We start from the raw sequence: 22,249 nt of genomic DNA on the forward strand, positions 1-22,249 counted from the left end.
GGCGCTTACTGCCCTTCCCAGCGCTTGAGCACCAGGGAAGCATTGGTGCCGCCAAAGCCAAAGCTGTTGGACAGCACGGTCTTGAGTTCAGCATCGCGGGTCTGGGTGACCAGAGGCATATCGCCCAGCAGCGGATCGGGTGTGTCCACGTTCACGGACCCTGCGATAAAGCCCTTGTTCAGCATGATCAGGCAGTAAATCGCCTCTTGCACACCGGTCGCGCCCAGCGAATGGCCGGTCAGCGACTTGGTGGACGAGAACGCCGGCACCTGGTCGCCGAACAGCTCGCGCATGGCACGAACTTCCTGCATATCGCCCACGGGGGTCGATGTGCCGTGGGTGTTGATGTAGTCGATGGGCGCATCCACGGTTTCCATGGCCTGCTTCATACAGGCGATGGCGCCATCGCCCGAAGGGGCAACCATGTCCTCACCGTCGCTGGTGGCGCCAAAGCCCACCACTTCGGCCAGGATATTGGCACCGCGCGCCAGCGCATGATCAAGGCTTTCCAGCACCACGGCACCGCCGCCGCCGGCGATCACAAAGCCGTCGCGGTTGGCGTCGTAGGCACGCGATGCCTTCTCTGGCGTCTCGTTGTACTTGCTGGACATCGCCCCCATGCCGTCGAACAGCAGCGACATGCCCCAGGACAGCTCTTCGCCGCCGCCGGCAAACATCACATCCTGCATGCCCCAGGCAATCTGCTGGGCCGCGGCACCGATACAGTGGGCCGAGGTGGAGCATGCCGAGGTGATGGAGTAGTTGATGCCCTTGACCTTGAAATTGGTTGCCAGGCAGGCCGACACCGTGGAGCTCATGCAGCGTGTGACCTGATAAGGGCCCACTCGGCGGATGCCCTTTTCACGCAGCGTATCGGCTGCCTCGATCTGATTGGCGGGCGATCCGCCGCCCGAGCCCATGATCAGACCGGTGCGCGGGTTGCTCACCTGCTCGGGTGTGAGACCGGCTTGCTTGATCGCGTCCTCGAGAGCGATCTGCGAATAAGCCGCAGCATCACCCATGAAGCGCAACTGCTTGCGATCAATGCGTGCTTCGATATCGATCTCGGGAATGCCTGCCACCTGCGAGCGCATGCCCAGCTCCGTGAACTGGGGCATGGCCTTGATGCCGCTCTTGCCCTCGCGCAGCGAGGCCTCCACGGTTGCCAGGTCATTGCCGATGCACGAGACAATGCCCGCTCCGGTGATCACTACCCGCTTCTTGCTCATGCTGCCGTTCCCTTGGCATCACCTTCACGCAGGAACAGACCCACGCGCAGGTCATTGGCCACGTAAATTTCCTTACCGTCGGCCAGCAGGCGTGCGTCGCCGATGGCCATGTTCAGCTTGCGCTTGATCACTCGCTTGATATCAATTTCATATGTCACGAGTTTGACATCGGGACCTACTTCACCTGTGAACTTGACTTCACCTGCCCCCAGGGCGCGGCCGCGACCCGGCAAACGCAGCCAGGTCAGGTAAAAGCCGATCAGCTGCCACATGGCGTCCAGGCCCAGGCAACCGGGCATGACGGGGTCGCCACGGAAGTGGCAATCAAAGAACCACAGGTCGGGCTTGACGTCCAGTTCCGCAACAATCTTGCCCAGACCGTGGGCACCGCCGTCCTCGGAGATATGTGTGATGCGATCGAACATCAACATGGGAGGCAGGGGCAGACGTCCGCTATCGGCACCAAACAGCTTGCCTTCGCCGGACGCGATCAGTTGTTCGTAGGAAAAAGATTCAGCCATTCTCTCAATTGCTCCGCGGCAGCCTGTGCAAGCTACCTGTTACTCTGTATTTTGGGTGACGGGACCCGCGCCCGCTGCGCGCGCCCACTGCGGGCGGTACAACCGGGGATTATCAAGGCTCGCAGCCCTACCCGGGACACAATACCCGTTTTCAGGCCCAAGACTCTGCCACAAATGCCACAGCCGCTTCTGTCAACGTGGCTTATTCCGTGCGCGTCACTACGCCTTCCCTGGTCTTTTCGACGACCGCCAGGCCAGCGCGCAGAGCGCCAGGCATAACAGCGTTAGAGGCAACAGACCCAAAGCATGCACCCAGCGCGCATAAGGCGTCAGCCCGTCGCGCCCCTGAACCCGGCCCTGCAAAACCGCACGTTCGAATGGCGCCAGTGCTTTCACCACTTGCCCCTTGTGATCAATCACCACTGTGGCCCCGGTGTTCGTTGCGCGCAACATGGGGCGCTCGAACTCCAACGCCCGCATTCGGCTGATGGACAGATGCTGATCGATGGCCACGGAGTCGCCAAACCAGCCGATATTGCTCAGATTGACCAGCACCGTGGGTGCAGTCGCCGCATTGCCGAAATGGGCCGCAAGCTCTTCGCCAAACAGGTCTTCGTAGCAGATATTGGGCGACAGTCGCTCACCCGCCCAGCTCATGGAAGGCTGGCCCAGTGCGCCGCGATTGAAGTCGCCCAGCGGAATGTTCATGAGATCGGTGAACCAGCGGAACATGGGCGGAATGAACTCACCAAACGGCACCAGATGGTGCTTGTCGTACTGATAGGCCTGAGTCTGCCCCGGCAACCAGCCTTCGACCGTATTGGTAAAGCCCTTGTCCCAATTGCCCAGCGGAAGGCCCACCAGAGCCGCGCGGCGGGATTCCTTGGCGGTAAAAGGTGCGCGCACAAAGTCCAGATAGCCTTCGGGAAGCTGCTGTGGCAGCAGGGGAATGGCTGTCTCAGGTGCCACAACCAACTGGGCCCTGGCGTCATGCAACTGCTGGGCATACCAGCGCAGTGCCACCACCACGCCCGAGCCCATTTCAAACTTTTCATCCTGAGGAATATTGCCCTGCAGCAGCTCCACGCTCATACCGGACTGCTGACCAGGTGCTTCAATGGCAGCATCACGCGACCACCACAGCCCGCCCCAAACCAGACCCAGGGTCACAGCAGATGCAAGAGCCGGCTTGAATTTCAGCACCACCGACCTGGTCTGCATGCGCCAGACCAGCAGCGCCAGCCAGGCCGCAGCCCAGGCCGCCACAAAACCCGTGCCGTAAACGCCCATCCAGCGCGGCAGCACGGCCAGCGGGCCCTCCACATGGGCATAGCCGCCTGCACCCCAGGGAAAACCGGTCCACAGCCAACCGCGCGCCAGCTCGGCCAGCGTCCATATTGCAGCAAAGACCATCGTTGACATTGCATCCGGCGTCCTTGCCAAACGCTTGAAGCACCATGCAGCCGCGGCGTAATAGCCCCCCAGAAAGCCCGCCAGCGCCAGCACTGCAGCTACGGCCAGCGGCGCCGCCAGCCCGCCATAGGTGTGCATCGAGATAAACAGCCACCAGAAGGTAGCCACAAGCCATGCCGTGCCAAACAACCACGCCCGGCCGGCCGCCTGAGCAGCGCAGCGGGCTGCCAACAGCGCATGAACCAGCACCGCCAGCGACAGAATCTGCAGCCACCACAGCGGACGACCATAGCCTCCGACTAGGCTCAACCAACCGTCGCCCTGGCCACGAGCCCATGGCCAGGCCAGGGAAAGCGCTTGCAGACTGCCTGCAATCACCAGCAAAAGCCGGTGCATCCAGCCTTGGGGCATGACAGCAGCAGTCTGAACGGAAGAGGCAGTGGTGGTCATAGGAATCAACGGGTACCAACAAAACACCCAACCGGGTGGTTGGGTGAATTCAAGCATACGAGGTATCGGCAGGCCTTGCGCAAACAAAGAGGCACAACCGGTATTTCCACCGGCATCACACCAGGCCTGACCCGGATTTGCGCAAATCGCGATCAGTTGCGAACAAGGCTGTCCGGCGAAGGATCGCGCACCACCTTGAACCAGCGCACCGCGCCGCCCTTGGTGTGGAGTACGGTGAACTCCAGCCCGCCCAGATGAATCTGCTCGCCGCGCTTGGGCATATGACCGATCTCATGGGCGATCAATCCACCAATCGTGTCGAACTCGGCATCGGGGTCGCTGGCATGCAGCGAGGTCTCGAACTCCTCGCTCACATGCTCGATGCTGGCATCTCCCGCGACGCGATAGCTGTTGTCGGCCAGGGCAAAGATATCGCCCTCATCCTCGGGGATGTCGAACTCATCCTCGATCTCGCCGACGATTTCTTCCAGCACATCTTCAATCGTCACCAGGCCGGCCACACGGCCAAACTCGTCGATGACGACGGCCAGATGGTTGCGATTGGCGCGAAACTCGCGCAGCAGGTCGTTCAAGCCCTTGCTCTCGGGCACGAAGACCGCCGGGCGCACCAGAGCGCGGATATTCAGGGTTGGAGAGCGCTGCAGCTTGAGCAAGTCCTTGGCCATGAGAATGCCAATGATGTTCTCGCGTTCGCCCTGGTAGACCGGAAAGCGCGAATGCGCCGTGGTGAGAACCTGGTGCAGGATTTCTTCGTACGGAGCGTCGATATTGATGAGATCCATGCGTGGCGCAGCCACCATGACTTCCCCGGCGCTCATGTCGGCCATTCGGATCACGCGCTCCAGCATGACGCGGGACTCGGTGCCGATGACCTGGTTGTCTTCGGCTTCGGCCAGGGTTTCGATCAGTTCATCAGGAGATTCCGGTGCCGGATGGATGAACTCAGCCACCTTTTGCAGGAAGCTTCGCTTGTCTTCCTTCTCGGGAAGGCGCGCAGGATGGGGGTCAGACACTGTCTTGGAGTGCAGGACGTGCGGTAGTCAAACAAGTCCCCAAGAATAACGGATTGTGTTGACAGACGGCTTGCTAGCTCACAAAAGCCATGACCAGCTGTCACCGAGGCCGCTCGGTCAAAGCTATTTTGATAGCTGCGTGCACTTGTCTCTATTGGGCTGCAGCGTTGCCAGCTTCACAAGCCAGCTTACTCGCCCGACTTGTGACGGCCTTCCTGCACACCCTTGCGCACTTCCTGCACGCCGGCCAGGAAAGCCCAGAAATTGACAGCCTGCTTCTTGAGCTGGTAGTCCATCTCGCCCAGGTGCTCCGTCACCAGCTCGCTGACATGGGTCTCGAAGTCGGCAGGCGGCAGCTCCAGATAGGCTTCGGACTCCGAGCCTTCTCGCTTGACCGTGGCGCCCGCATTGCGGGCGATCTTGAGCATGGCCGTATTTTCGGACAGCGCATGGATGAACATCATGCTCACGTTCTTGCTGCGTGCATGCAGCACGGCACGCTCGAACAAACGCGCCCCCAGACCCTTGCCACGTGCACTCTTGAGCACGGAGACACCAAACTCCGCGCATTTCTCATGCTTGGGGTGGCCGGCAAACGCCAGATGCGCCATGGAGATCAATTCCAGGCGGCGGTTGAAGATGCCGAAGATATCGTCGCGATCGAAATTGAGCTGCTCGACATAGCGGCGCACCTGCTCATCGTTGGCCGCATAGCCAAAGCGCAGATAGCGGTCCCGCGCATCCAGCTTGAGCAGATGCTTGATGATGCGGTCGCGATGGCGCGGACTCAGCGAACGGATGGGAACCAAGGACGGCGAGCGACGCTCGGCGCCATGGGACTTGCCCATGTCTCGCAGCCAGCCGGAGCCGGCCTGCCAGGGCGATTTCAACCAGTCTTTGGGGAGGTTCATAGCCTGAAATATAGGTAAAAACCCGAGGTTTCACAAGCCACATGTTGCATTGCAACAATCCTGTAAGGATTTTCCGCTAATTCAACACCTTAGCTCCTGTTTCCAGCTAGGTCATGGTCCGTATGAAGGACTCCCCTGAAGGTCTACAGCGGCACGGCCGTCGTGACCTTGACCCGATCCATGACAAAGCTGGTTTTGCAATCCTGCACACTGGGGTGTTTGAGCAGGGTATCCATGATGAATCGACTGTAATGCTGCATGTCTGCCACCACCACCCGCAGCAGATAGTCCATCTCGCCGGTGAGGGAGACGCACTCCACCACCTCGGGCCAGGTCTGCACGCTGGCGCGGAACACATCCATGGGGTTGCGCTTGCTGGTTTCGGTGTATTTTTCCAGACGCACATTGATATAGGCAGTCAGCCCCAGGCCCACAGTCTCGGGCTGCACCAGAGCCACATAGCGGTCGATGACACCGTTTTCCTCCAGTCGCTTGACACGGCGCAGCACTGCACTGGGCGACAGGCCAACCTGCTCCCCGATGACGTCATAAGTTTCTCGGCCATTGGCCTGCAATCGGCGCAAAATCGCCTTATCCAGTTTGTCGATGGTGTGCATGGGACTCATGGCGGCAGATTATAAAAACAGCGCAGTTTTTATTAATGGTTAACCCTTTATAACCATTTAAATTGCACGAAATCGATTTTTCATGCAATTTTCATGCATCAAGCTGTTTGCAGCCAAGGCATTTTTGCATGAAGCTTGTTCGCGCCCTGTCCTACAGTGCATCCATCGTCGACACCTGTTCTTCATGTGTTGCAGCCCTACCCGATGGAGACCTCTGCCATGAACGCCCCACTGCCCCAAAGCAACGCCAGCCCATTCCAGACTTGGGACAACCCCATGGGCACGGACGGCTTCGAGTTCGTCGAATACGCCGCCCCCGATCCCGTGGCCATGGGTCAGCTGTTCGAGCGCATGGGCTTTCAGGCCATCGCCAAGCACCGCCGCAAGAACGTGACCCTGTATCGCCAGGGCGAGATCAACTTCATCATCAATGCAGAGCCCGACAGCTTTGCCCAGCGCTTCGCGCGTCTGCACGGCCCCAGCGTCTGCGCCATCGCCGTGCGCGTCAATGACGCCAAGTACGCTTATGAGCGCGCCACCTCGTTGGGTGCCTGGGGCTATGCCCAGCAGGCCGCCCCTGGTGAACTGAGCATTCCCGCCATCAAGGGCATTGGCGACTCCCTGATCTATTTCATCGACAAATGGCGCGGCAAGAATGGCGCCAAAGACGGGGACCTGGGCAATATCAGCTTCTTCGACGTGGACTTCGAGCCCCTGCCCGGTGCCGATCTGCACCCCGAGGGCCTGGGCCTGACCTATATCGACCACCTGACCAACAACGTCTATCGCGGCCGCATGGCCGAGCTGGCCGAGTTCTACGAGCGCATCTTCAACTTCCGCGAAATCCGCTACTTCGACATCGAAGGCCAGGCCACTGGCGTCAAGAGCAAGGCCATGACCAGCCCCTGCGGCAAGATCCGCATTCCCATCAACGAGGAAGGCAACGACAAGGCCGGCCAGATCCAAGAATATCTGGACATGTACCACGGCGAAGGCATACAGCACATCGCGCTGGGCTCGACCAATCTCTATGACACCGTAGACGGTCTGCAGATGAACGGCATCAAGCTGCTGAACACCAGCGAGACCTATTACGAGCTGCTGCCCAAGCGCATCCCGGACCTGCAGGAGCCCATTGCCGAGCTGCTGGCGCGCAATATCCTGGTGGACGGCCAGCCCGGTGAGCTGCTGCTGCAGATCTTCAGCGAAAACCAGCTGGGCCCCATCTTCTTCGAGTTCATCCAGCGCAAGGGCAATAGCGGCTTTGGCGAGGGCAATTTCAAGGCCTTGTTCGAGACCATGGAGCTCGACCAGATGCGCCGCGGCGTGCTCAAGACCTGAGCCGCTTCCGGAGCCGATCATGCGCCACCTCGCCCAGCACCTGCCACTTGCGCTCGCTTGCCGCGTGGCCGGCCTGGGCTCTGGCGCTACGACTTGCCTCAAAAAGATACCAATGGTTACCACTCCGTCAAACGGACCATGTGGCGATCGCTTTCCGTCCCTATACTTTCCGTCATGCTGCACTGCCGCATCCACGCATGGCGTGAGTCGGCGCGGCCAGCTTCAACGCCCGGAAGGATCAAGTGTCGCGCCCCCATCAGCCCCCCGCTACAGCCCCAGAGGACTGCAGAGCACCGAGGCTGGACGCGCCCGTGCTTTCCCGTCGTCAGGCCCTGTCGCTGGCGGTGGCCTCCGCGACTACCTTGATCGCGAGCAGCGCGCATGCGGCCAGGGATGCCAGCGCCCTGCCGTCAAATTCCAGCCGCAGCCGCAACGAACTCTCTCTGGTCGTGCCCTATACAGCGGGCGGCCCACTGGACCGTTCAGCGCGCAAGCTGACGCAGGAAACCACGGCCCTGGGCAACATCAATGTGCTCAATGTCGCGGGCGAGGGGGGAGCCACGGGCGCAGCCATGGTGGCCAGGGCGGGAGCGCGCGAGCCCATGCTGCTGATGGGCGCCGTGGCCACCCATGCCATCCTGCCCTGGCTCAACCCCCAACTGCCCTACGATCCGCTGCGCGACTTTCAGCCGCTGATACTCGTGGCCCGCATGCCTCATGTGCTGGTCATGCGCAGCGAGCTGGCCATGCAGTGGCGCATCTACACGCCCGAAGATTTGCTACGCTTCATGTCCAAGCACCGGCAGCCCCTGCGCTATGCCTCGGCGGGCAACGGCAGCATCGGCCATATCGCGGGCCAGTGGTTCCAGTCGCTGACCCAGGTTCCGCTGCAGCACCTGCCGTTTGGCGGAGCCAGACCGGCTCTGTCGGCCCTGCTCGAGGGCACGGCCGATCTGATGTTCGACAACATCGCCTCGGCCCTGCCCCATCTGCGCGCCGGCAGGCTCAAGGCCATTGGCGTGACCTGGCGCTCGCCGCTGCCGGCTCTGCCGGAGGTGCCCAGCCTGGACGACAGCATCAAGGGCATGAATCTGAGTACCTGGTTCGGCATCTTTGCCACTGCCGGCATCGCGGACAGCCAGGCCAAACGCTGGTCGGACGCTTTTGCCCAGACGCTGCAAAGGCCCGATATACAGCAGTACTTCGACGCCATGGGCGTGGTGCGCGACGACCTGCGTCTGCAGGACTTTGCCCGTCTGGTGCAGTCCGAGCATGCGCGCTACGGACAGCTCGTCAAGCGCGCCCAGATACAGATGCACTGAGCCAGCTCCCGGCTCGCTTCTCCTTTTCCCTGCTGCGCCCCGGCCACGAGCTCCGGCCGCAGCTTTCGCGACCCCTCATCTCAGGGAGTGCCTTATGAACAGCATCCAGAACAGCACCGCCATGACCGGCGGCATCGGCGCGGCCCCCGTCGTCTATGGCCAGTCCGATCGTCCGCCACGCGGCGACTACACGCGTGCCCATGCCGACTACACCTGCACGCAGGACTATGCCGCCTATACCGAGGCCGAGCATGACACCTACCACCGCCTCTACGAGCGCCAATCCGCGCTGCTGCCGGGCCGCGCCAGCCAGCATTTCATCGACGCCCTGCCGTCGCTGGGCGCCAAGGAGCGCATTCCGCGCTTCGAGGAAGTCAACGAGCGACTATTCAAGGCCACGGGCTGGGAGATCGTCGGCGTTCCGGGTCTGATTCCCGAGGTGCCGTTCTTCTCGCTGCTGGCCCAGCGCAAATTTCCGGTCACCGACTGGATACGCAAGCCCGAGGAGTTCGAATACATCGTCGAGCCCGACATCTTCCACGACCTCTTCGGCCATGTGCCGCTGCTGTTCAACCCCGTCATGGCCGATTTCATCCAGGCCTACGGACAGGGTGGCCTCAAGGCCGCCGAGCTCGGCGCCTGCGAGATGCTGTCGCGCCTGTACTGGTACACGGTGGAATTCGGTCTGATCCGTGAGAGCGGCGGCGTACGCGCCTATGGCGCAGGCATCCTCAGCTCCGTGGGCGAGCTGGAGTACAGCGTCAACAGCCCGCAGCCGCATCGCCTGCCGCTGCAGCTGGAGCGCACCATGCGCACGCTCTACAAGATCGACACCTATCAGCAGACCTATTTCGTGATCGACGACATGCCCCATCTGCTGAACCTGGCCGATACCGACTTTGCGCCTCTGTATGAGCAGCTGCGTCAGCTGCCCACCATTGGTGCCAAGGAGTTGCTGCCAGGCGAACAGCTGATTTAGTCAGCGGATGTATACCAGCTCGGGCCCCGGCAAGCGCGAGTCCATGCGCCGAATTTTCTGACGAAAATTCGGCTTCATCCCTTTTCAGAAAAGCGCATGCAGCTCCATTTTCAATAGCAATTAATGCAGAATATTCAGGCTGCAAGCACTGCATGACCTGGCTGCGCCCTGAAACCCTGACCGCAGCATTGCACCTATAGTGAGCGCCAGAGGCAAACTGCCGCCCACTCACTTCTTCACAATGCATTACCGCTGCAACCGACTGCTGCGCTGGCTTTTAGCGCTCCAACTTTGCATAGGTCTGGCCGTCGCGGCCGAACTGCCTGCCAATGGCGATATCCAGACCACGTCCATCGCCCAGATTCAACAGGCATCGAACACGCTGGACAAGGTACGCCAGTCGCTGGACGATGCCGACACGTCCGAAACGCTGCAGGCCCTGTCCGAAAAAGCCCTGCAGTCCAAACGCGATGCCGACAATGCCGTCACGGCGCTGGAGCCGCTGCTCAAGCAGATCGATGCCCGCATTGCCCAGCTGGGGCCGGTGGCCGAAGGCAGCGAGGAATCCCCCGAACTGAGCCTGCAGCGCAAGGATCTGGCGCAGCAACACAGCGAGCTGGACTCCGCGCTCAAGCGCGGCAAGCTGTTGTCCATGGAGGCCAAGCAGACCACGGACAGCATCGAGAAGATCCGCACCCAGCAGTTCAACGCACAGATCGCCCGCAAGGTGGCGTCCCCACTGTCGCCTTCGCTGTGGAAGCAGTTTGCCGAGCATCTGCCGACCGACCTGCAACGCATTGCAGCCCTGACACGTCAGGGCCGTACCAGCTTCAACGCCGCCATTGCCGAGCATGGCTGGTCGGCCACGCTGACCGGCATCGCCCTGGCGCTGTTCGTAATGTTCCCGCTGCGCATCGGCCTGCGCTATGCGGGCCGGAAATTTGCGGCCTCCGAACGCGCGCCCAACGGGCGGCTGCGCCGCACGGGTCTGGCTGTCTGGATGCTGGTAGTGGGCACGGCCCTACCCGGCCTGGCCAGCCTGGTATTCATCGAGAGCCTGCGCTCCATAGACGCGATTGCACCGCGCCTGCAGACCGTGGCCGATGCCTGGATTCAATCCTCATTTGTCGCTGCCTTCTTCCTGTCCGTCAGCGCCTGCCTGCTGGTGCCAAAGCGTCCGACCTGGCGACTGCTCAACATCGACGACATTGCCGCCCCTGCGCTCACACGCTTTGCCTGGGGAGCTGCCGGTCTGACCTGGTTCTCCATGATGCTCAACGCGGTGGACATTGCCGCACGCACCAGCGCCGTCAGCAGCGTGGCCCTTGACGGACTGATTGCGCTTGTCTATGCCTTGCTCATCATGTCGGTGCTGATGGTCATCAACAAGCAGCGCAAGCGCCAGCAACTGGCCGAGCGCGAGAAAGCCGCTCACCATGGCGACGATTACCGGCCTGCGGCAACCAGTCGCTGGCTGATGCTGGCCTGGCTGGGCGGACATCTGACAGTGCTGGCCGCGCTGATCGCAGCGCTGATCGGTTATCTGAACTTCTCGGTATTCGCAGCCACGCAAATGGTCTGGATCACCGTGGTGGTTCTGGCGACCTCGCTGCTGATGAAGTTTGCCGACGACCTCTTTACCTGGCTGTGCTCCAGCGAGAGCCGTATCGGCCAGGGCTTCGCTGCCGGCACGGGGCTCAAGCCCTCGCGCCTGGAGCAGATCGGTGTGCTGCTGTCGGCATTCACGCGTGTCTGTCTGCTGCTGCTGGGGCTGATGGCGCTGATCGCGCCCTTTGGCAACTCCAGCAGCCTGATCGTGCTGGCCGATACGCTGACCAACGGCCTGCCCGTGGGGGACTCCTTCCTGCGTCCCATGACGATCTTGCGCGGCCTGCTGGTGCTGGTGGCGGGGCTGACGCTGTTTGGCGCCCTGCAGCACTGGCTGGTGGAGACCTTTCTGCCCAAGACCGAGCTGGATATAGGCGCACGCAACTCCATCAGCACCGTGGCCCGCTATATGGGCATTTTGCTGTCCGGCCTTTGGACGCTGGCAGCCCTGGGCATAGGCTTTGAAAAAGTGGCTCTGCTGGCCAGCGCCTTGTCCGTAGGCATCGGCTTCGGCCTGCAGGCCATCACGCAGAACTTTGTCTCGGGCCTGATTCTGCTGGCCGAGCGCCCCGTGAAGCTGGGCGACCGCGTGCGTATCGGCGATCAGGTCGGCGACATCCGCCGCATCAGCGTGCGCGCCACCGAGATCCAGACCGATGACAAATCCACCGTCATCGTGCCCAACTCGGAGTTCATCACCAAGTCCGTGCAGAACCTGACCATGGATGGCGCGCTGGGCCGCATATCGATCGCGTTCTCGGTGCCGCTGAACACCGATATCGTCAAGCTGCGCGAGGTGCTGCTGGGCCTTTATGCCGAGCATGAGGCCGTGCTGAGCACCCCGGCCCCTTCAATGTATGTGGACTCCATCAATGGCAGCGTGGTCAACATCACCAGCTTCGGCCATGTCTCGAGCTCGCGCAATGTCTACAGCACGCGCAGCGACCTGCTGTTCGGCCTGCTGCAGCGCTGCGCCGAGCAGAATATCGCCCTGGTCTCCGCCACCGACATCCACCTGATTCAGGACCCGCAGGCCCGCGCCCCGGCATCGGCTGCCGAGGTGCCCCTCTCGGCAGTCTGATATAGCTCCTGCAGTTGCGCCTGCAGCTGCAGACAGTGCTGCCAGACCCGAGGATCGAACAGCAGCTGCATATGCGCTGCATCGTCGACCTGATGGCGCTGCGCATTCGGCAAGACAGCCAGATCGGGCGGAAAGACGATGTTGTCGCTGCTGCTGCACCAGCAACTGAATGACACATCCTCGGGCGGCGGCCCCAGCCGCTGCAGCCATTCGCTGCCCTCGCGCATGTCCACGGCGGGCAGACGCTGCGCAAACCGCGCCAGCCAGGCGCCCCCATGCGGCGTGGCCACGGTGACCACATGGGCCGCATGGCGCGCACGCTCATTTGCTTCGAGCCGCTTGAGCCAGGCCCGCACCACCAGACCACCCATGCTGTGCGCAACCAGAAGCGGGGCACAGCCGGTTTGCTGGACCATGGCTTTCACGCATCTGTCGAGATCGTCCACCATGGCGTCGACGGAGCTGCCATGCGCTGGCTCCAGCGTCATGGCCATGCAGGCAATGCGGCGCGACTTGAGCCTGCGCAGCCAGACGGTCCACACGCCACGGTTGCAGAAATATCCGTGCACCAGTACCACGCCCACCTGCCCTTGCGGCTGCCCTTGCACCTGCTTGCTCTCGCGATCTACAGGCACTCCATCGGGCTCTGCATGTTCGCCAAAGGGAATCTGCCAGCCAAACAACCACCAGGCCCAGCGCCACTCCGACAGCCAGGCCCGCAGCGCAATCATGGCGGATGGCAGCGGCACACCGCGGCGGCGCAGCACCATGCGCATCATCAGCATCTGCGTGCCCAGTTGCAGCCCGGCTCCGCCCGCAATCAGGCCCGCGCCCAGCAGTGCCACAGCCACTGAGCGCGGCCACCAATAGCCGCACCAGAGCAGCAGCGCCAGCCAGCTGCCCATCACCACTGCGCGCCAGAACCAGGTATTCAAAGCCTGCACCTCCAGGCGCTATAGCGTAGCAAGCATGCCGCTCAGCGCCTAGGACAAGCCCCCGTAGACCCTGACAGAGCGCATCCGCAGAATCAGCCGCAGCGCAGGTTTTGCACGCTGGCCTTCTTTGTTCAACCCGCCGCCCGCGTCCCTGGACGACGGGCGACTTCTGCAAGGTACCTCTTTTATGGACGCTGCCGCTCCCTGGTTCAAGAACTATCCGCCCAATGTGCCGCACGATGTACAGCCCGAGCAGTACCGCTCGCTGGTACATCTGCTCGAAGAAGCCTTTTCCCAGCATGCAGAACGCCCTTTTTCCGTCTGCATGGACCGCTGGATGAGCTATGCCGAGCTGGACAAGCTATCCGCACAGATGGGGGCCTGGCTGCAGGGCCTGGGCCTGGAGCCAGGAGCACGCGTGGCCATCATGCTGCCCAATGTGCCGCAGTTCGCCGTCAGCATGGCAGGCGTGCTGCGCGCAGGCTTTACCTGCGTCAACGTCAATCCGCTCTACACCGCGCGCGAGCTCGAGCATCAGCTCAAGGACTCGGGCGCCACGGCCATCATCATCCTGGAGAACTTTGCCCACACCCTGGCCCAGGTGCTGGAGCGCAGCCATATCCGCCATATCTGCCTGACCAGCATGGGCGATCTGCTCGGCGGCCTGTACGGCAGCTGGATCACCTTTGCCGTGCGCCACCTGGCCAAGATGGTGCCGGCCTTTGACCTGCCCCTTGGTTCGGATTCAGGCGCCGGCAGCCAGCAGCGCCAGGTCACCCAGTTCAGCAAGGCCCTGGCCGAGGGCGCTGGACGCAAGCTCATCCCAAGCACGGCCACGCTGGACTCGATCGCCTTTCTGCAATACACGGGCGGCACAACAGGCCTGTCCAAGGGGGCCGTGCTGACCCATCGCAATATCGTCGCCGCCACGCTGCAGGCCCATACCTGGTTCACTCCTGCGCTGGAAGGCAGGGTCAAGGCCAATGAAACCCATATCGTGGCGGCCTTACCGCTCTATCACATCTTCGCGCTCACCGTGAGCCTGTTCGCCATGCGACTGGGAGGCAGCCTGAGTCTGATCCCCAACCCACGCGATATCCCGAAATTTGTGAAGGTGCTCAAAAAGCGGCCCTTCCATGTGCTGCCTGCGGTGAACACCTTGTTCAATGCGCTGCTCAACAACCCGGATTTCCGCCAGCTCGATTTCTCGCAGTTGTTCATCTCCCAGGCCGGCGGCATGGCGGCGTCCGAAGGCACGGCACGTCAGTGGCAGCAGGCCACGGGCTGCGCCATGATTGAAGGCTGGGGCATGAGCGAGACCTGCGCCATAGGCACAAACAATCCCGTCACCAACAAGGAGTTCACCGGCACCATAGGCCTGCCTCTGCCCAGCATCTCGGTCGCCATCAAGGACGATGAAGGCCGCAACCTGCCCAACGGCCAGGCGGGAGAGCTGTGCATCAAGGGGCCCAACGTCATGCACAGCTACTACAACCAGCCTGCAGAAACCGCCAAGGCCTTCACGGCCGACGGCTATATGCGCACTGGCGATATCGGTGTGCTGGACGACGAGGGATACACCCGCATCATCGACCGCAAAAAGGACATGATGGTGGTCAGCGGCTTCAACGTCTATCCGAACGAGCTGGAAAACGTCATCTCCATGTGCCCCGGCGTGCTCGAATGTGCAGCCGTGGGCGTCAAGGACGATCAGCAGGGCGAATCCATCAAGGTCTACGTGGTGCGCAGCGACCCCTCGCTGACAGAAGACCGGGTCATGCGCTACTGCCAGGAGCAGCTGACGGGCTACAAACGGCCACGCTATATCGAGTTCCGCGACGAACTGCCCAAGACCAATGTGGGCAAGATCCTGCGGCGCGAACTGCGCTCGAACTGACTTTTTTCAGAAAATTTACGAGTTTTCCCGAAGACATCCAAAGTTGCTGCTAGAATTGCGGTCTTCGGGTGATTAGCTCAGCGGTAGAGCACTGCCTTCACACGGCAGGGGTCACATGTTCGATCCATGTATCACCCACCAGTTAAAGCGCGATTAGCTCAGCGGTAGAGCACTGCCTTCACACGGCAGGGGTCACATGTTCGATCCATGTATCGCGCACCAGACAAAGCCTCTTGAATTTCGGTTCAAGAGGCTTTTTCTTTGCCTGCACGGCAGACCGCCTCCCTCTTTTGCAGGATGCCTGTCCACCGATACGGCTTGCATAATGGTCTTCAGAGACAAGCTGCGCACACTCCGCAACATTCACAAGAAGACATTGCCATGAGCCACACCGCCACCCTGGTCTGGGGAGACCATCTGCTCATGGGCCACGGGCCCATGGACGAGCTGCACGAGGAATTCGTCGAGCTGATTGCCCCGCTGCAAACCGCCGAAGACAGCGAGCTGCCCAGTCTGCTGCAAGCCATGGAGGCCCATCTGCAGCACCACTTTGCCGAAGAGGATCAGTGGATGCTGAGCACCGGCTTCCCTCCACGCGACTGCCATATCGACGAGCATGCGGCCGTGCTCAAGTCCGTGGCAGAAGTCCGCGTCAAGCTCGCCGAAGGCAATGTCGCCCTTTGCCGCGATCTGACCAAAGCCCTGGTGGACTGGTTTCCCGGCCACGCCACGCATCTCGATTCAGCCCTGGCGCACTGGCTGTCCAAGCAGCGCTTTGGCGGCAAGCCCGTGGTGATTCGCCGCAACATCCTGTCTTCGGCCGAATCGCACTGAGCAGCACTGAGCAGCCCGCCCGCGCGACAGCTGCACGATGATCAGCCTGCTAGGCTTGAGCAAAACACCAAGCACCGCACAGGAGACCAGCTCGATGAATGCATCCCCGGCAATGCATGTCCCACTGCCGCCCGGCATGACCGTGCTGGAGCGCGGCTGGCTGTCGGCCAACAACATCGTCTTTGCCGCGCAGGCCGGCGATGCCGAAGGCGCTGCCGTCATCGACACCGGCTATGTCACGCATAGCGCGCAAACCCTGGCGCTGATCGAAAGCACGCTGGCAGGTCAGCCGCTGGCGCGCATTCTCAACACCCATCTGCACAGCGACCATTGCGGCGGCAATGCCGCGCTGCAGCAGGCTTATCCACAGGTGCAGACCTTTATCGCACCAGGCCAGGCCGAGCAGGTACGCAGCTGGGACGAAGCCGCCCTCAGCTACGCCCCCACGGGCCAGGAATGCCCACGCTTTGCCATCACGGGCCTGCTGCAGCCAGGCAGCACGGTACGCCTGTCGGGCCGCGACTGGCAGATCCATGCAGCCCCGGGCCATGATCCGCATTCGGTGATTCTGTTCGAGCCCGACAGCCGCATCCTGATCTCTGCCGATGCGCTATGGGAAAACGGCTTTGGCGTGGTCTTCCCCGAGATCGAAGGCATTGCCGCCTTTGACGAGGTCGCCGCGACACTGGACGTGATCGAGCGCCTGGAGCCTCGCCTTGTCGTACCCGGACACGGCGGCTTGTTTGGCGATGTGCAGACGGCTCTGGGCATTGCCCGCAAGCGGCTGGCCGGCTTTGTCCAGGCGCCGGAGCGCCATGCCAGCTATGCCGCCAAGGTGCTGCTCAAATACAAGCTGCTGGAGTGGCAAAGCATCGGAGTGCAGGAGCTGCAGGACTGGGTTCATGCCACCCCCTATTTCGACACTCTGCACCAGAGCTACTTTGGCGCGCAAACTGCACAGCAATGGCTGGACAGCCTGATCGAGAGCCTTGTGGCCAGCGGCGCAGCCGAGCTGCGGCGCGATGGGGCCGGTACTCCCATGCTGCTCAACCGCTGACGCGGGTCGGATGACGCACGATCAGTGACGCGCGATGGCGGCAGGAGGAGCATCGAGTGCTCGGCGCCCCAGGACTGCGGATCAGGAAGGCGGTTGCCTCCTCAGTCATTCGCGCTCAGTTCCTCGTGGTGAGCAGCCTCGCCCTGCTTCCAGTAGGACGCAATCCGCATGCGCTTGGGATTGGCGCCGGGCTTGGCCAGAATGCGCTTGCGCAGATCGGCCATGGCACGATTCTCGCCCGCCGCCCAGACAAAGCCCTCGCCTTCTGGCAGCTCCAGCGCATCGACGGCAGCGGCCAGGGACTCCACCCACTGCAGATCCAGCTGCGCAGCGCTGCTCCAGCGGCGCTGGTCTGCCGGATTGCCGATCTGCACCCGCACGATGGCGCGGCTGCCGACCGGCAGTTCCGCCAGACGGCGCTCCATGGCGGGCATGGCGCTTTCATCGCCCAGCAGCACATGCCAGTCCAGATCGGCGGGCACGACCAGGCTGCCGCGCGGGCCGGCCAGCCCCAGCCACTGACCGATGGGTGCCGTGCGCGCCCATTCCACGGCCGGGCCCGAGCCATGCTCGGCGAACTCCAGCTGCAGCGTGTTGCGGGCGGCGTCGTAGCTCAGCGGCGTGTAGTCGCGCATGGTGGGGCGCTCGCCGTCGATATGGGGGCGACCATCAACAATCTGCGGCAGATTGGGCCTGTCCATCCCGGCCTGGGGCAGGATGAGCTTGGTATGGTCGTCAAAGCCCGCGCTGACAAAGCCTGCCAGCTCGGGGCCGCCCACGGTCAGGCGGATAAAGCCGGGGCTGAGCTGCTCGCGCGCCAGCAACTGCACATGGCGCGAGCGAAATTCGTGGCGTACACGCTGCATGATGGACACTGTCTCGGTGTTGGACATGATTTTCATTAAGTTGATAAAGTCCACTAAATATCCATTAATAAGTTGACTAAGTCAACAAACAACCTTTCCCACCATGAGTTCATCCATCGCTGCCGAAGTGTTCGAGGTGCTGCACGATCTGCTGCACCTGTTTCGCGCGCGCCTGCTTGAGTCGCTTGAAGCAGTGCAACCAGGGCTGACCTTCAACGAATTCCGCATCCTCATGCACACCGGCCGCCACCCCGGCATCACGCAAAAGGAACTGGTCGAGCACAGTCACACCGACAAGGCCCAGATGGCGCGCACCCTGGCCCAGTTGCAGGACAAGGGCTGGCTGGAGCGCTCGGCCAGCGAAGCCGACAAGCGCGTGCGCTGCCTGCAACTCAGCGCCCGGGGACAGCAGTTGTTCGATCAGCTCAGACACCGGCGCGAGCAGATAGCCACCGAGCTGCTCAGCGACTTTCCCGAAGCCCAGCAGGGCTTGCTGCATGGGCTGCTGCTGCAGGCCAGGGACAGCGCCCAGGCTACGCGACCGTAAAGACTCTTAAAAAAGAAGCAGCCAGCGCACGCTGCTCGATGATTTCAATGCTCTAGCACCTTGAAATGCAGATAGGAAAGGCGGTAGCAGCTCTCATATTCGAAGTGAAGCGAGTGCCCGCCTATCCCGACCATGTTGCTGTGCAACAACGCCAGACATGATTCTCCGTAAACTTTCGCAAAGTTATATTAAGAATCATTATCATTCGCTGCATTCGTACCCGAGTACGCTTTAGCCAGCCAGGACTTCGCCAGCACGCCCTCCGGCGTCTGCGGCCGCATCACAAGTGCAGACAGCCCGTACCAGCCAGCCAACTGTCTTCACCCAAGTCCTTTCAACATGGCTCAATCCAACATCTATATCCAAAGCCGCAAGCATTCTGCGGGCCGCTTGCCTTCCTCCGCCGGTCTGGTCGCCTGCGCCACCGTGCTGGCCGGTGCTACCCTGGCAATGCCGGCACTGGCCCAGTCTGCGGAAACCACACTCAAGGAAGTCAAGGTGGAAGGCAATGCCGACACCGGCTACACGCCCGGCCAGCTGTCTTCGCCCAAGTTCACCCAGCCGCTGGTCAACACCACCCAGACCGTCAACGTCATCAAGGAGCAGCTGCTGCAGGAGCAAGGCGCCACCACGCTGACAGAGGCGCTGCGCAATGTGCCCGGCGCCGGCACCTTCTACGCAGGCGAGAACGGCAACACCAGCACGGGCGACGCCGTCTATATGCGTGGCTTCGACAGCTCCAGCAGCATCTATGTGGACGGCGTGCGCGACATCGGCTCTATCTCGCGCGATATGTTCAACATCGATCAGGTCGAGGTCACCAAGGGCCCGGCCGGCACCGACTACGGCCGCAGCGCCCCCACCGGTGCCATCAACCTGGTGAGCAAGCAGGCCAATCTGAACAACAGCTTCGGCGGCTCGCTGGGCCTGGGTTCGGCCAGCTACAAGCGCGCCAGCATCGACCTGAACCGCGTCGTCAATGCCGAGACCGGCACGGCCGTGCGCCTGAACGCCATGGCGCAGGACGCCAATGTGGCGGGCCGCAACGGCATCGAAAACAACCGCTGGGGCATTGCGCCTTCGATTGCCTTCGGCCTGAACTCGCCCACCCGCGTGTTCGTGAACCTGCTGCACATCAAGCAGAGCAATGTGCCCGACGGCGGCGTCGCCACCATCGGCCTGCCCGGCTACACCTCGCCCGACGCTGCAGGCTATGCAGGCCGCCGCGCCTTTCTGGATTCGGCAGCACGCGTCAACAGCAAGAACTTCTACGGCACGGCCTCCGATCACGACGACGTGACGGCCACCATGGCCACGCTGAAGGTGGAACATGACTTCACATCCACCACCAAGCTGCGCAACACCACGCGCTGGGGCGAGACCAAGCAGGACTATCTGCTCTCGGCCATCATGGGCCAGGGCTATTCCGCGAGCGGAGTACTGGGCAGCAATGGTCTGCAGACTCCCAACCCCGCCGATCCATCCACATGGTCGATGGCGCGCCTCATCAACACCAAGGATCAGGTCAACCGCATCCTGACCAACCAGACCAATCTGAACACCAGCCTTGCCACCGGCAGCGTGCTGCATGATCTGAGCCTGGGCCTGGAGCTGACACGCGAGGAACAGACCAATTACGGCCTGGCCACCTCGGGCTCGGTACCCAGCCGGGTCAGCGTGTACAACCCCGACGCCAGCGTCACTTTGCCTGCCTATGTACGCAACGGTGCCGACAGCAAGGGCAAGACCGACACCGTGGCGCTGTATGCCTTCGACACGCTGAAATTCAACGACCAGTGGCAGGCCAATCTGGGTCTGCGCCTGGACCGCTACAAGACCTCGTACAACGCCATGGCGGTCTGCGCGGCCAGCTCGACTACCCAGCCCTGCGGCAGCAACCCCGTGGGCACCGTGGTGCCCACCACGTCGGACGGCCTGAGCAAATCCGGCACCTTGCTGAGCTGGAAGGCCGGCCTGCTCTACAAGCCAGCCCCCAATGGCAGCGTCTATCTGAACTACGCTCTCTCGCAGCAGCCCCCGGGCGGCAGCAACTTTGCGCTGTCGGCCGCGGTGAACAATGCCGCCAACCCCAATATGGACCCGCAAAAGGCCAAGACGCTGGAGCTGGGCAGCAAATGGGAGCTGGCGGAAAAGAATCTGATGCTCAGCGGCGCGCTGTTCCGTACCGAGGTGACCAATGAGATCGTCACCAACTCCGACGGCACCGTGGGCCAGACCGGCAAGAAGATCGTGCAGGGCCTGGAGCTGGGCGTGATCGGCCAGATCAACAAGGCCTGGGGCGTGAGCGCGGGCTACACCGTGCAGAACACCAAGGTAGACACCGGCGCCCTGGTGGCAGCCGACGCCAGCAACGGCCTGACCTATACGCCCAAGAATGCCTTCAGCCTTTGGAGCACCTACCAGCTGCCCTTCGGCCTGACGGTCGGCGGCGGCGCGCGCTATGCCGGCGGCCTCAAGCGCGGCACCGACGGCGCCGTGGGCACACCCAGCCACACGGACTCCTACTGGGTGTTTGACGCCATGGCCAGCTACCGCGTGAACAAGAATCTGGACATCCAGCTCAATGTCTTCAATCTGTTCGACAAGGACTATGTGGCGGCCATCAACAAGAGCGGCTACCGCTACTTCCCCGGTATTGCACGCTCGGCCCGCCTGACGGCAAACTTCAAGTTCTGATTGGAGCTTCTCCCCCTGAGGCGCTCCGCGCCTTCCCCCTCTCTGGCGCTGAGCGCCGGAGGGGGACGACAGCCTCGCTGCGCGGCGGCGCTTGCTCGCTGTCTCTTACCTGGATCGCGCCGTCTTCAGCGGCAGCGATCCACTTTCCGACTTGCAGCCTCGCCCAAGCGGGGCTTCTCCATTTCAAAGAATTCTCACCATGATGCTGCATATCCCACAGGTCCTGAGCCGCGAGCAGGTCGCCAGCATGCGTGCTGCCATTGATGCCGCAGACTGGGTCGACGGCCGCGCCACCGTGGGCAGCCAGGGCGCCCAGGTCAAGCGCAACCGGCAGCTGCCCGAGCACTCGCCCGTGGCCCAGGAGCAGGGCCGCATCATCTTGCAGGCGCTGGCAGCCAGCCCGCTGTTTTTCAGCGCCGCCCTGCCCGCGCGCACCATGCCGCCGCTGTTCAACCGCTACAGCGACAGCGAAACCTACGGCCTGCATGTGGACGGCGCGGCGCGCCGCGTCGCAGGCTCCGAGCAGTGGCTGCGCACCGATGTGTCCTGCACGCTGTTTCTCTGCGAGCCCGAGGACTACGAGGGCGGCGAGCTGGTCGTGGTCGACACCTACGGCACGCACGAGGTCAAGCTGCCTGCGGGCGACCTCATCCTCTACCCCTCCACCAGCTTGCACCGGGTCGAGCCCGTCACGCGCGGCGAGCGGGTCTGCTCCTTCTTCTGGGCACAGAGCATGGTGCGTGACGATGCGCGCCGCGCCATGCTGTTCGAGATGGATCAGGCCATCACCGGCCTGCGCGGAAAACTTGGCGAAACCGAGGAGACCGTGAGCCTGACCGGCCACTATCACAACCTGCTGCGCATGTGGGCCGAGACCTGAGAACGTGTTCTGAAAGCGGCC

The 22,249-nt window shown here is 62.3% G+C and carries 18 protein-coding genes and 2 tRNA genes; 12 read left to right on the forward strand and 8 right to left on the reverse strand.

The features are described 5' to 3' along the window. Window positions 1-5 precede the first annotated feature (5 nt). From fabB to DFO48_RS10250, 6 genes are all read right to left on the reverse strand, one after another. Entirely contained in the window at window positions 6-1,229 is a 1,224-nt protein-coding gene (gene fabB, locus DFO48_RS10225; protein WP_114863304.1) for a beta-ketoacyl-ACP synthase I, read from the reverse strand. Beyond that, complete coding sequence (fabA, locus tag DFO48_RS10230) at window positions 1,226-1,750, reverse strand: bifunctional 3-hydroxydecanoyl-ACP dehydratase/trans-2-decenoyl-ACP isomerase (RefSeq protein WP_003073442.1); 525 nt, start codon at window positions 1,748-1,750, stop codon at window positions 1,226-1,228. The genes fabB and fabA overlap by 4 nt, the downstream gene beginning before the upstream one ends. A 219-nt stretch (window positions 1,751-1,969) precedes the next feature. Next, window positions 1,970-3,559 (reverse strand): apolipoprotein N-acyltransferase, encoded by a 1,590-nt coding sequence (lnt, locus tag DFO48_RS10235; RefSeq protein WP_199406991.1) that lies wholly within the window; start codon window positions 3,557-3,559, stop codon window positions 1,970-1,972. A 206-nt stretch (window positions 3,560-3,765) separates the two neighbouring features. Further along, window positions 3,766-4,647, reverse strand: a complete 882-nt coding sequence (locus DFO48_RS10240) for an HlyC/CorC family transporter (RefSeq protein WP_003073445.1) — start codon at window positions 4,645-4,647, stop codon at window positions 3,766-3,768. Between the two features lie 188 nt (window positions 4,648-4,835). Further along, the gene (locus DFO48_RS10245; protein WP_114863306.1) at window positions 4,836-5,558 is read right to left on the reverse strand and encodes a GNAT family N-acetyltransferase; all 723 of its coding nucleotides are present in this window, start codon (window positions 5,556-5,558) and stop codon (window positions 4,836-4,838) included. Between the two features lie 143 nt (window positions 5,559-5,701). Then, window positions 5,702-6,184 (reverse strand): Lrp/AsnC family transcriptional regulator, encoded by a 483-nt coding sequence (locus DFO48_RS10250; RefSeq protein ID WP_003050977.1) that lies wholly within the window; start codon window positions 6,182-6,184, stop codon window positions 5,702-5,704. A 219-nt stretch (window positions 6,185-6,403) separates the two neighbouring features. On the opposite strand from DFO48_RS10250, the gene hppD reads away from it, so the two are divergent. From hppD to DFO48_RS10270, 4 genes are all read left to right on the forward strand, one after another. Next, window positions 6,404-7,525 (forward strand): 4-hydroxyphenylpyruvate dioxygenase, encoded by a 1,122-nt coding sequence (gene hppD / locus DFO48_RS10255; protein WP_003073450.1) that lies wholly within the window; start codon window positions 6,404-6,406, stop codon window positions 7,523-7,525. Between the two features lie 311 nt (window positions 7,526-7,836). Beyond that, complete coding sequence (locus tag DFO48_RS10260; protein WP_114863307.1) at window positions 7,837-8,847, forward strand: tripartite tricarboxylate transporter substrate binding protein; 1,011 nt, start codon at window positions 7,837-7,839, stop codon at window positions 8,845-8,847. A gap of 94 nt (window positions 8,848-8,941) precedes the next feature. Further along, window positions 8,942-9,826: a phenylalanine 4-monooxygenase gene (gene phhA, locus DFO48_RS10265; protein ID WP_003073454.1), complete on the forward strand. Its 885-nt coding sequence runs from the start codon at window positions 8,942-8,944 to the stop codon at window positions 9,824-9,826. A gap of 241 nt (window positions 9,827-10,067) precedes the next feature. Beyond that, a complete protein-coding gene (locus DFO48_RS10270) occupies window positions 10,068-12,515 on the forward strand; it encodes a DUF3772 domain-containing protein (protein ID WP_114863308.1) in 2,448 nt (815 codons plus the stop codon). Here the strand turns inward: DFO48_RS10270 and DFO48_RS10275 are convergent. Beyond that, complete coding sequence (locus DFO48_RS10275; RefSeq protein WP_114863309.1) at window positions 12,455-13,450, reverse strand: alpha/beta fold hydrolase; 996 nt, start codon at window positions 13,448-13,450, stop codon at window positions 12,455-12,457. The two genes, DFO48_RS10270 and DFO48_RS10275, sit on opposite strands and share 61 nt — an antisense overlap. 187 nt (window positions 13,451-13,637) lie before the next feature. Here DFO48_RS10275 and DFO48_RS10280 point away from each other — a divergent pair, with 187 nt between their 5' ends. The 5 genes from DFO48_RS10280 to DFO48_RS10300 all read left to right on the forward strand — a co-directional run bounded on the left by DFO48_RS10280 (window position 13,638) and on the right by DFO48_RS10300 (window position 17,238). Then, window positions 13,638-15,347, forward strand: coding sequence for an AMP-binding protein (locus DFO48_RS10280; protein WP_114863310.1), 1,710 nt, complete (start codon window positions 13,638-13,640; stop codon window positions 15,345-15,347). A gap of 66 nt (window positions 15,348-15,413) precedes the next feature. After that, window positions 15,414-15,488 (forward strand) — tRNA-Val (locus DFO48_RS10285). A 6-nt stretch (window positions 15,489-15,494) separates the two neighbouring features. Beyond that, window positions 15,495-15,569 (forward strand) — tRNA-Val (locus tag DFO48_RS10290). A gap of 159 nt (window positions 15,570-15,728) precedes the next feature. Further along, on the forward strand, window positions 15,729-16,181 hold the full coding sequence (locus DFO48_RS10295) for a bacteriohemerythrin (protein WP_003073461.1): 453 nt from the start codon (window positions 15,729-15,731) through the stop codon (window positions 16,179-16,181). Window positions 16,182-16,275: 94 nt separating this feature from the next. Then, the gene (locus DFO48_RS10300) at window positions 16,276-17,238 is read left to right on the forward strand and encodes an MBL fold metallo-hydrolase (protein WP_114863311.1); all 963 of its coding nucleotides are present in this window, start codon (window positions 16,276-16,278) and stop codon (window positions 17,236-17,238) included. Window positions 17,239-17,339: 101 nt separating this feature from the next. Here DFO48_RS10300 and DFO48_RS10305 read toward each other — a convergent pair whose 3' ends face one another. Next, complete coding sequence (locus tag DFO48_RS10305) at window positions 17,340-18,140, reverse strand: siderophore-interacting protein (RefSeq protein WP_114863312.1); 801 nt, start codon at window positions 18,138-18,140, stop codon at window positions 17,340-17,342. A gap of 67 nt (window positions 18,141-18,207) precedes the next feature. Between DFO48_RS10305 and DFO48_RS10310 the strand changes: the two genes are divergently transcribed. From DFO48_RS10310 to DFO48_RS10320, 3 genes are all read left to right on the forward strand, one after another. Continuing rightward, window positions 18,208-18,651, forward strand: a complete 444-nt coding sequence (locus DFO48_RS10310; RefSeq protein WP_012839938.1) for a MarR family winged helix-turn-helix transcriptional regulator — start codon at window positions 18,208-18,210, stop codon at window positions 18,649-18,651. Window positions 18,652-18,990: 339 nt separating this feature from the next. After that, on the forward strand, window positions 18,991-21,348 hold the full coding sequence (locus DFO48_RS10315) for a catecholate siderophore receptor Fiu (RefSeq protein ID WP_114863313.1): 2,358 nt from the start codon (window positions 18,991-18,993) through the stop codon (window positions 21,346-21,348). 199 nt (window positions 21,349-21,547) lie between these two features. Continuing rightward, the gene (locus DFO48_RS10320; RefSeq protein WP_003073470.1) at window positions 21,548-22,228 is read left to right on the forward strand and encodes a Fe2+-dependent dioxygenase; all 681 of its coding nucleotides are present in this window, start codon (window positions 21,548-21,550) and stop codon (window positions 22,226-22,228) included. Window positions 22,229-22,249 lie beyond the last annotated feature (21 nt).

Source organism: Comamonas sp. AG1104, assembly GCF_003350425.1.
Lineage (GTDB): Bacteria > Pseudomonadota > Gammaproteobacteria > Burkholderiales > Burkholderiaceae_C > Comamonas > Comamonas testosteroni.

Excerpts from the sequence above, each read along its gene's own strand:
- DFO48_RS10250 (WP_003050977.1), bottom strand. The coding sequence starts at position 6,184 with ATGAGTCCCATGCACACCATCGACAAACTGGATAAGGCGATTTTGCGC.
- lnt (WP_199406991.1), bottom strand. The coding sequence starts at position 3,559 with ATGCACCGGCTTTTGCTGGTGATTGCAGGCAGTCTGCAAGCGCTTTCC.
- DFO48_RS10310 (WP_012839938.1), top strand. The coding sequence starts at position 18,208 with ATGAGTTCATCCATCGCTGCCGAAGTGTTCGAGGTGCTGCACGATCTG.
- DFO48_RS10320 (WP_003073470.1), top strand. The coding sequence starts at position 21,548 with ATGATGCTGCATATCCCACAGGTCCTGAGCCGCGAGCAGGTCGCCAGC.
- DFO48_RS10280 (WP_114863310.1), top strand. The coding sequence starts at position 13,638 with ATGGACGCTGCCGCTCCCTGGTTCAAGAACTATCCGCCCAATGTGCCG.
- DFO48_RS10295 (WP_003073461.1), top strand. The coding sequence starts at position 15,729 with ATGAGCCACACCGCCACCCTGGTCTGGGGAGACCATCTGCTCATGGGC.
- fabA (WP_003073442.1), bottom strand. The coding sequence starts at position 1,750 with ATGGCTGAATCTTTTTCCTACGAACAACTGATCGCGTCCGGCGAAGGC.
- phhA (WP_003073454.1), top strand. The coding sequence starts at position 8,942 with ATGAACAGCATCCAGAACAGCACCGCCATGACCGGCGGCATCGGCGCG.
- DFO48_RS10300 (WP_114863311.1), top strand. The coding sequence starts at position 16,276 with ATGAATGCATCCCCGGCAATGCATGTCCCACTGCCGCCCGGCATGACC.
- hppD (WP_003073450.1), top strand. The coding sequence starts at position 6,404 with ATGAACGCCCCACTGCCCCAAAGCAACGCCAGCCCATTCCAGACTTGG.
- DFO48_RS10245 (WP_114863306.1), bottom strand. The coding sequence starts at position 5,558 with ATGAACCTCCCCAAAGACTGGTTGAAATCGCCCTGGCAGGCCGGCTCC.
- DFO48_RS10315 (WP_114863313.1), top strand. The coding sequence starts at position 18,991 with ATGGCTCAATCCAACATCTATATCCAAAGCCGCAAGCATTCTGCGGGC.
- DFO48_RS10305 (WP_114863312.1), bottom strand. The coding sequence starts at position 18,140 with ATGAAAATCATGTCCAACACCGAGACAGTGTCCATCATGCAGCGTGTA.
- DFO48_RS10270 (WP_114863308.1), top strand. The coding sequence starts at position 10,068 with ATGCATTACCGCTGCAACCGACTGCTGCGCTGGCTTTTAGCGCTCCAA.
- fabB (WP_114863304.1), bottom strand. The coding sequence starts at position 1,229 with ATGAGCAAGAAGCGGGTAGTGATCACCGGAGCGGGCATTGTCTCGTGC.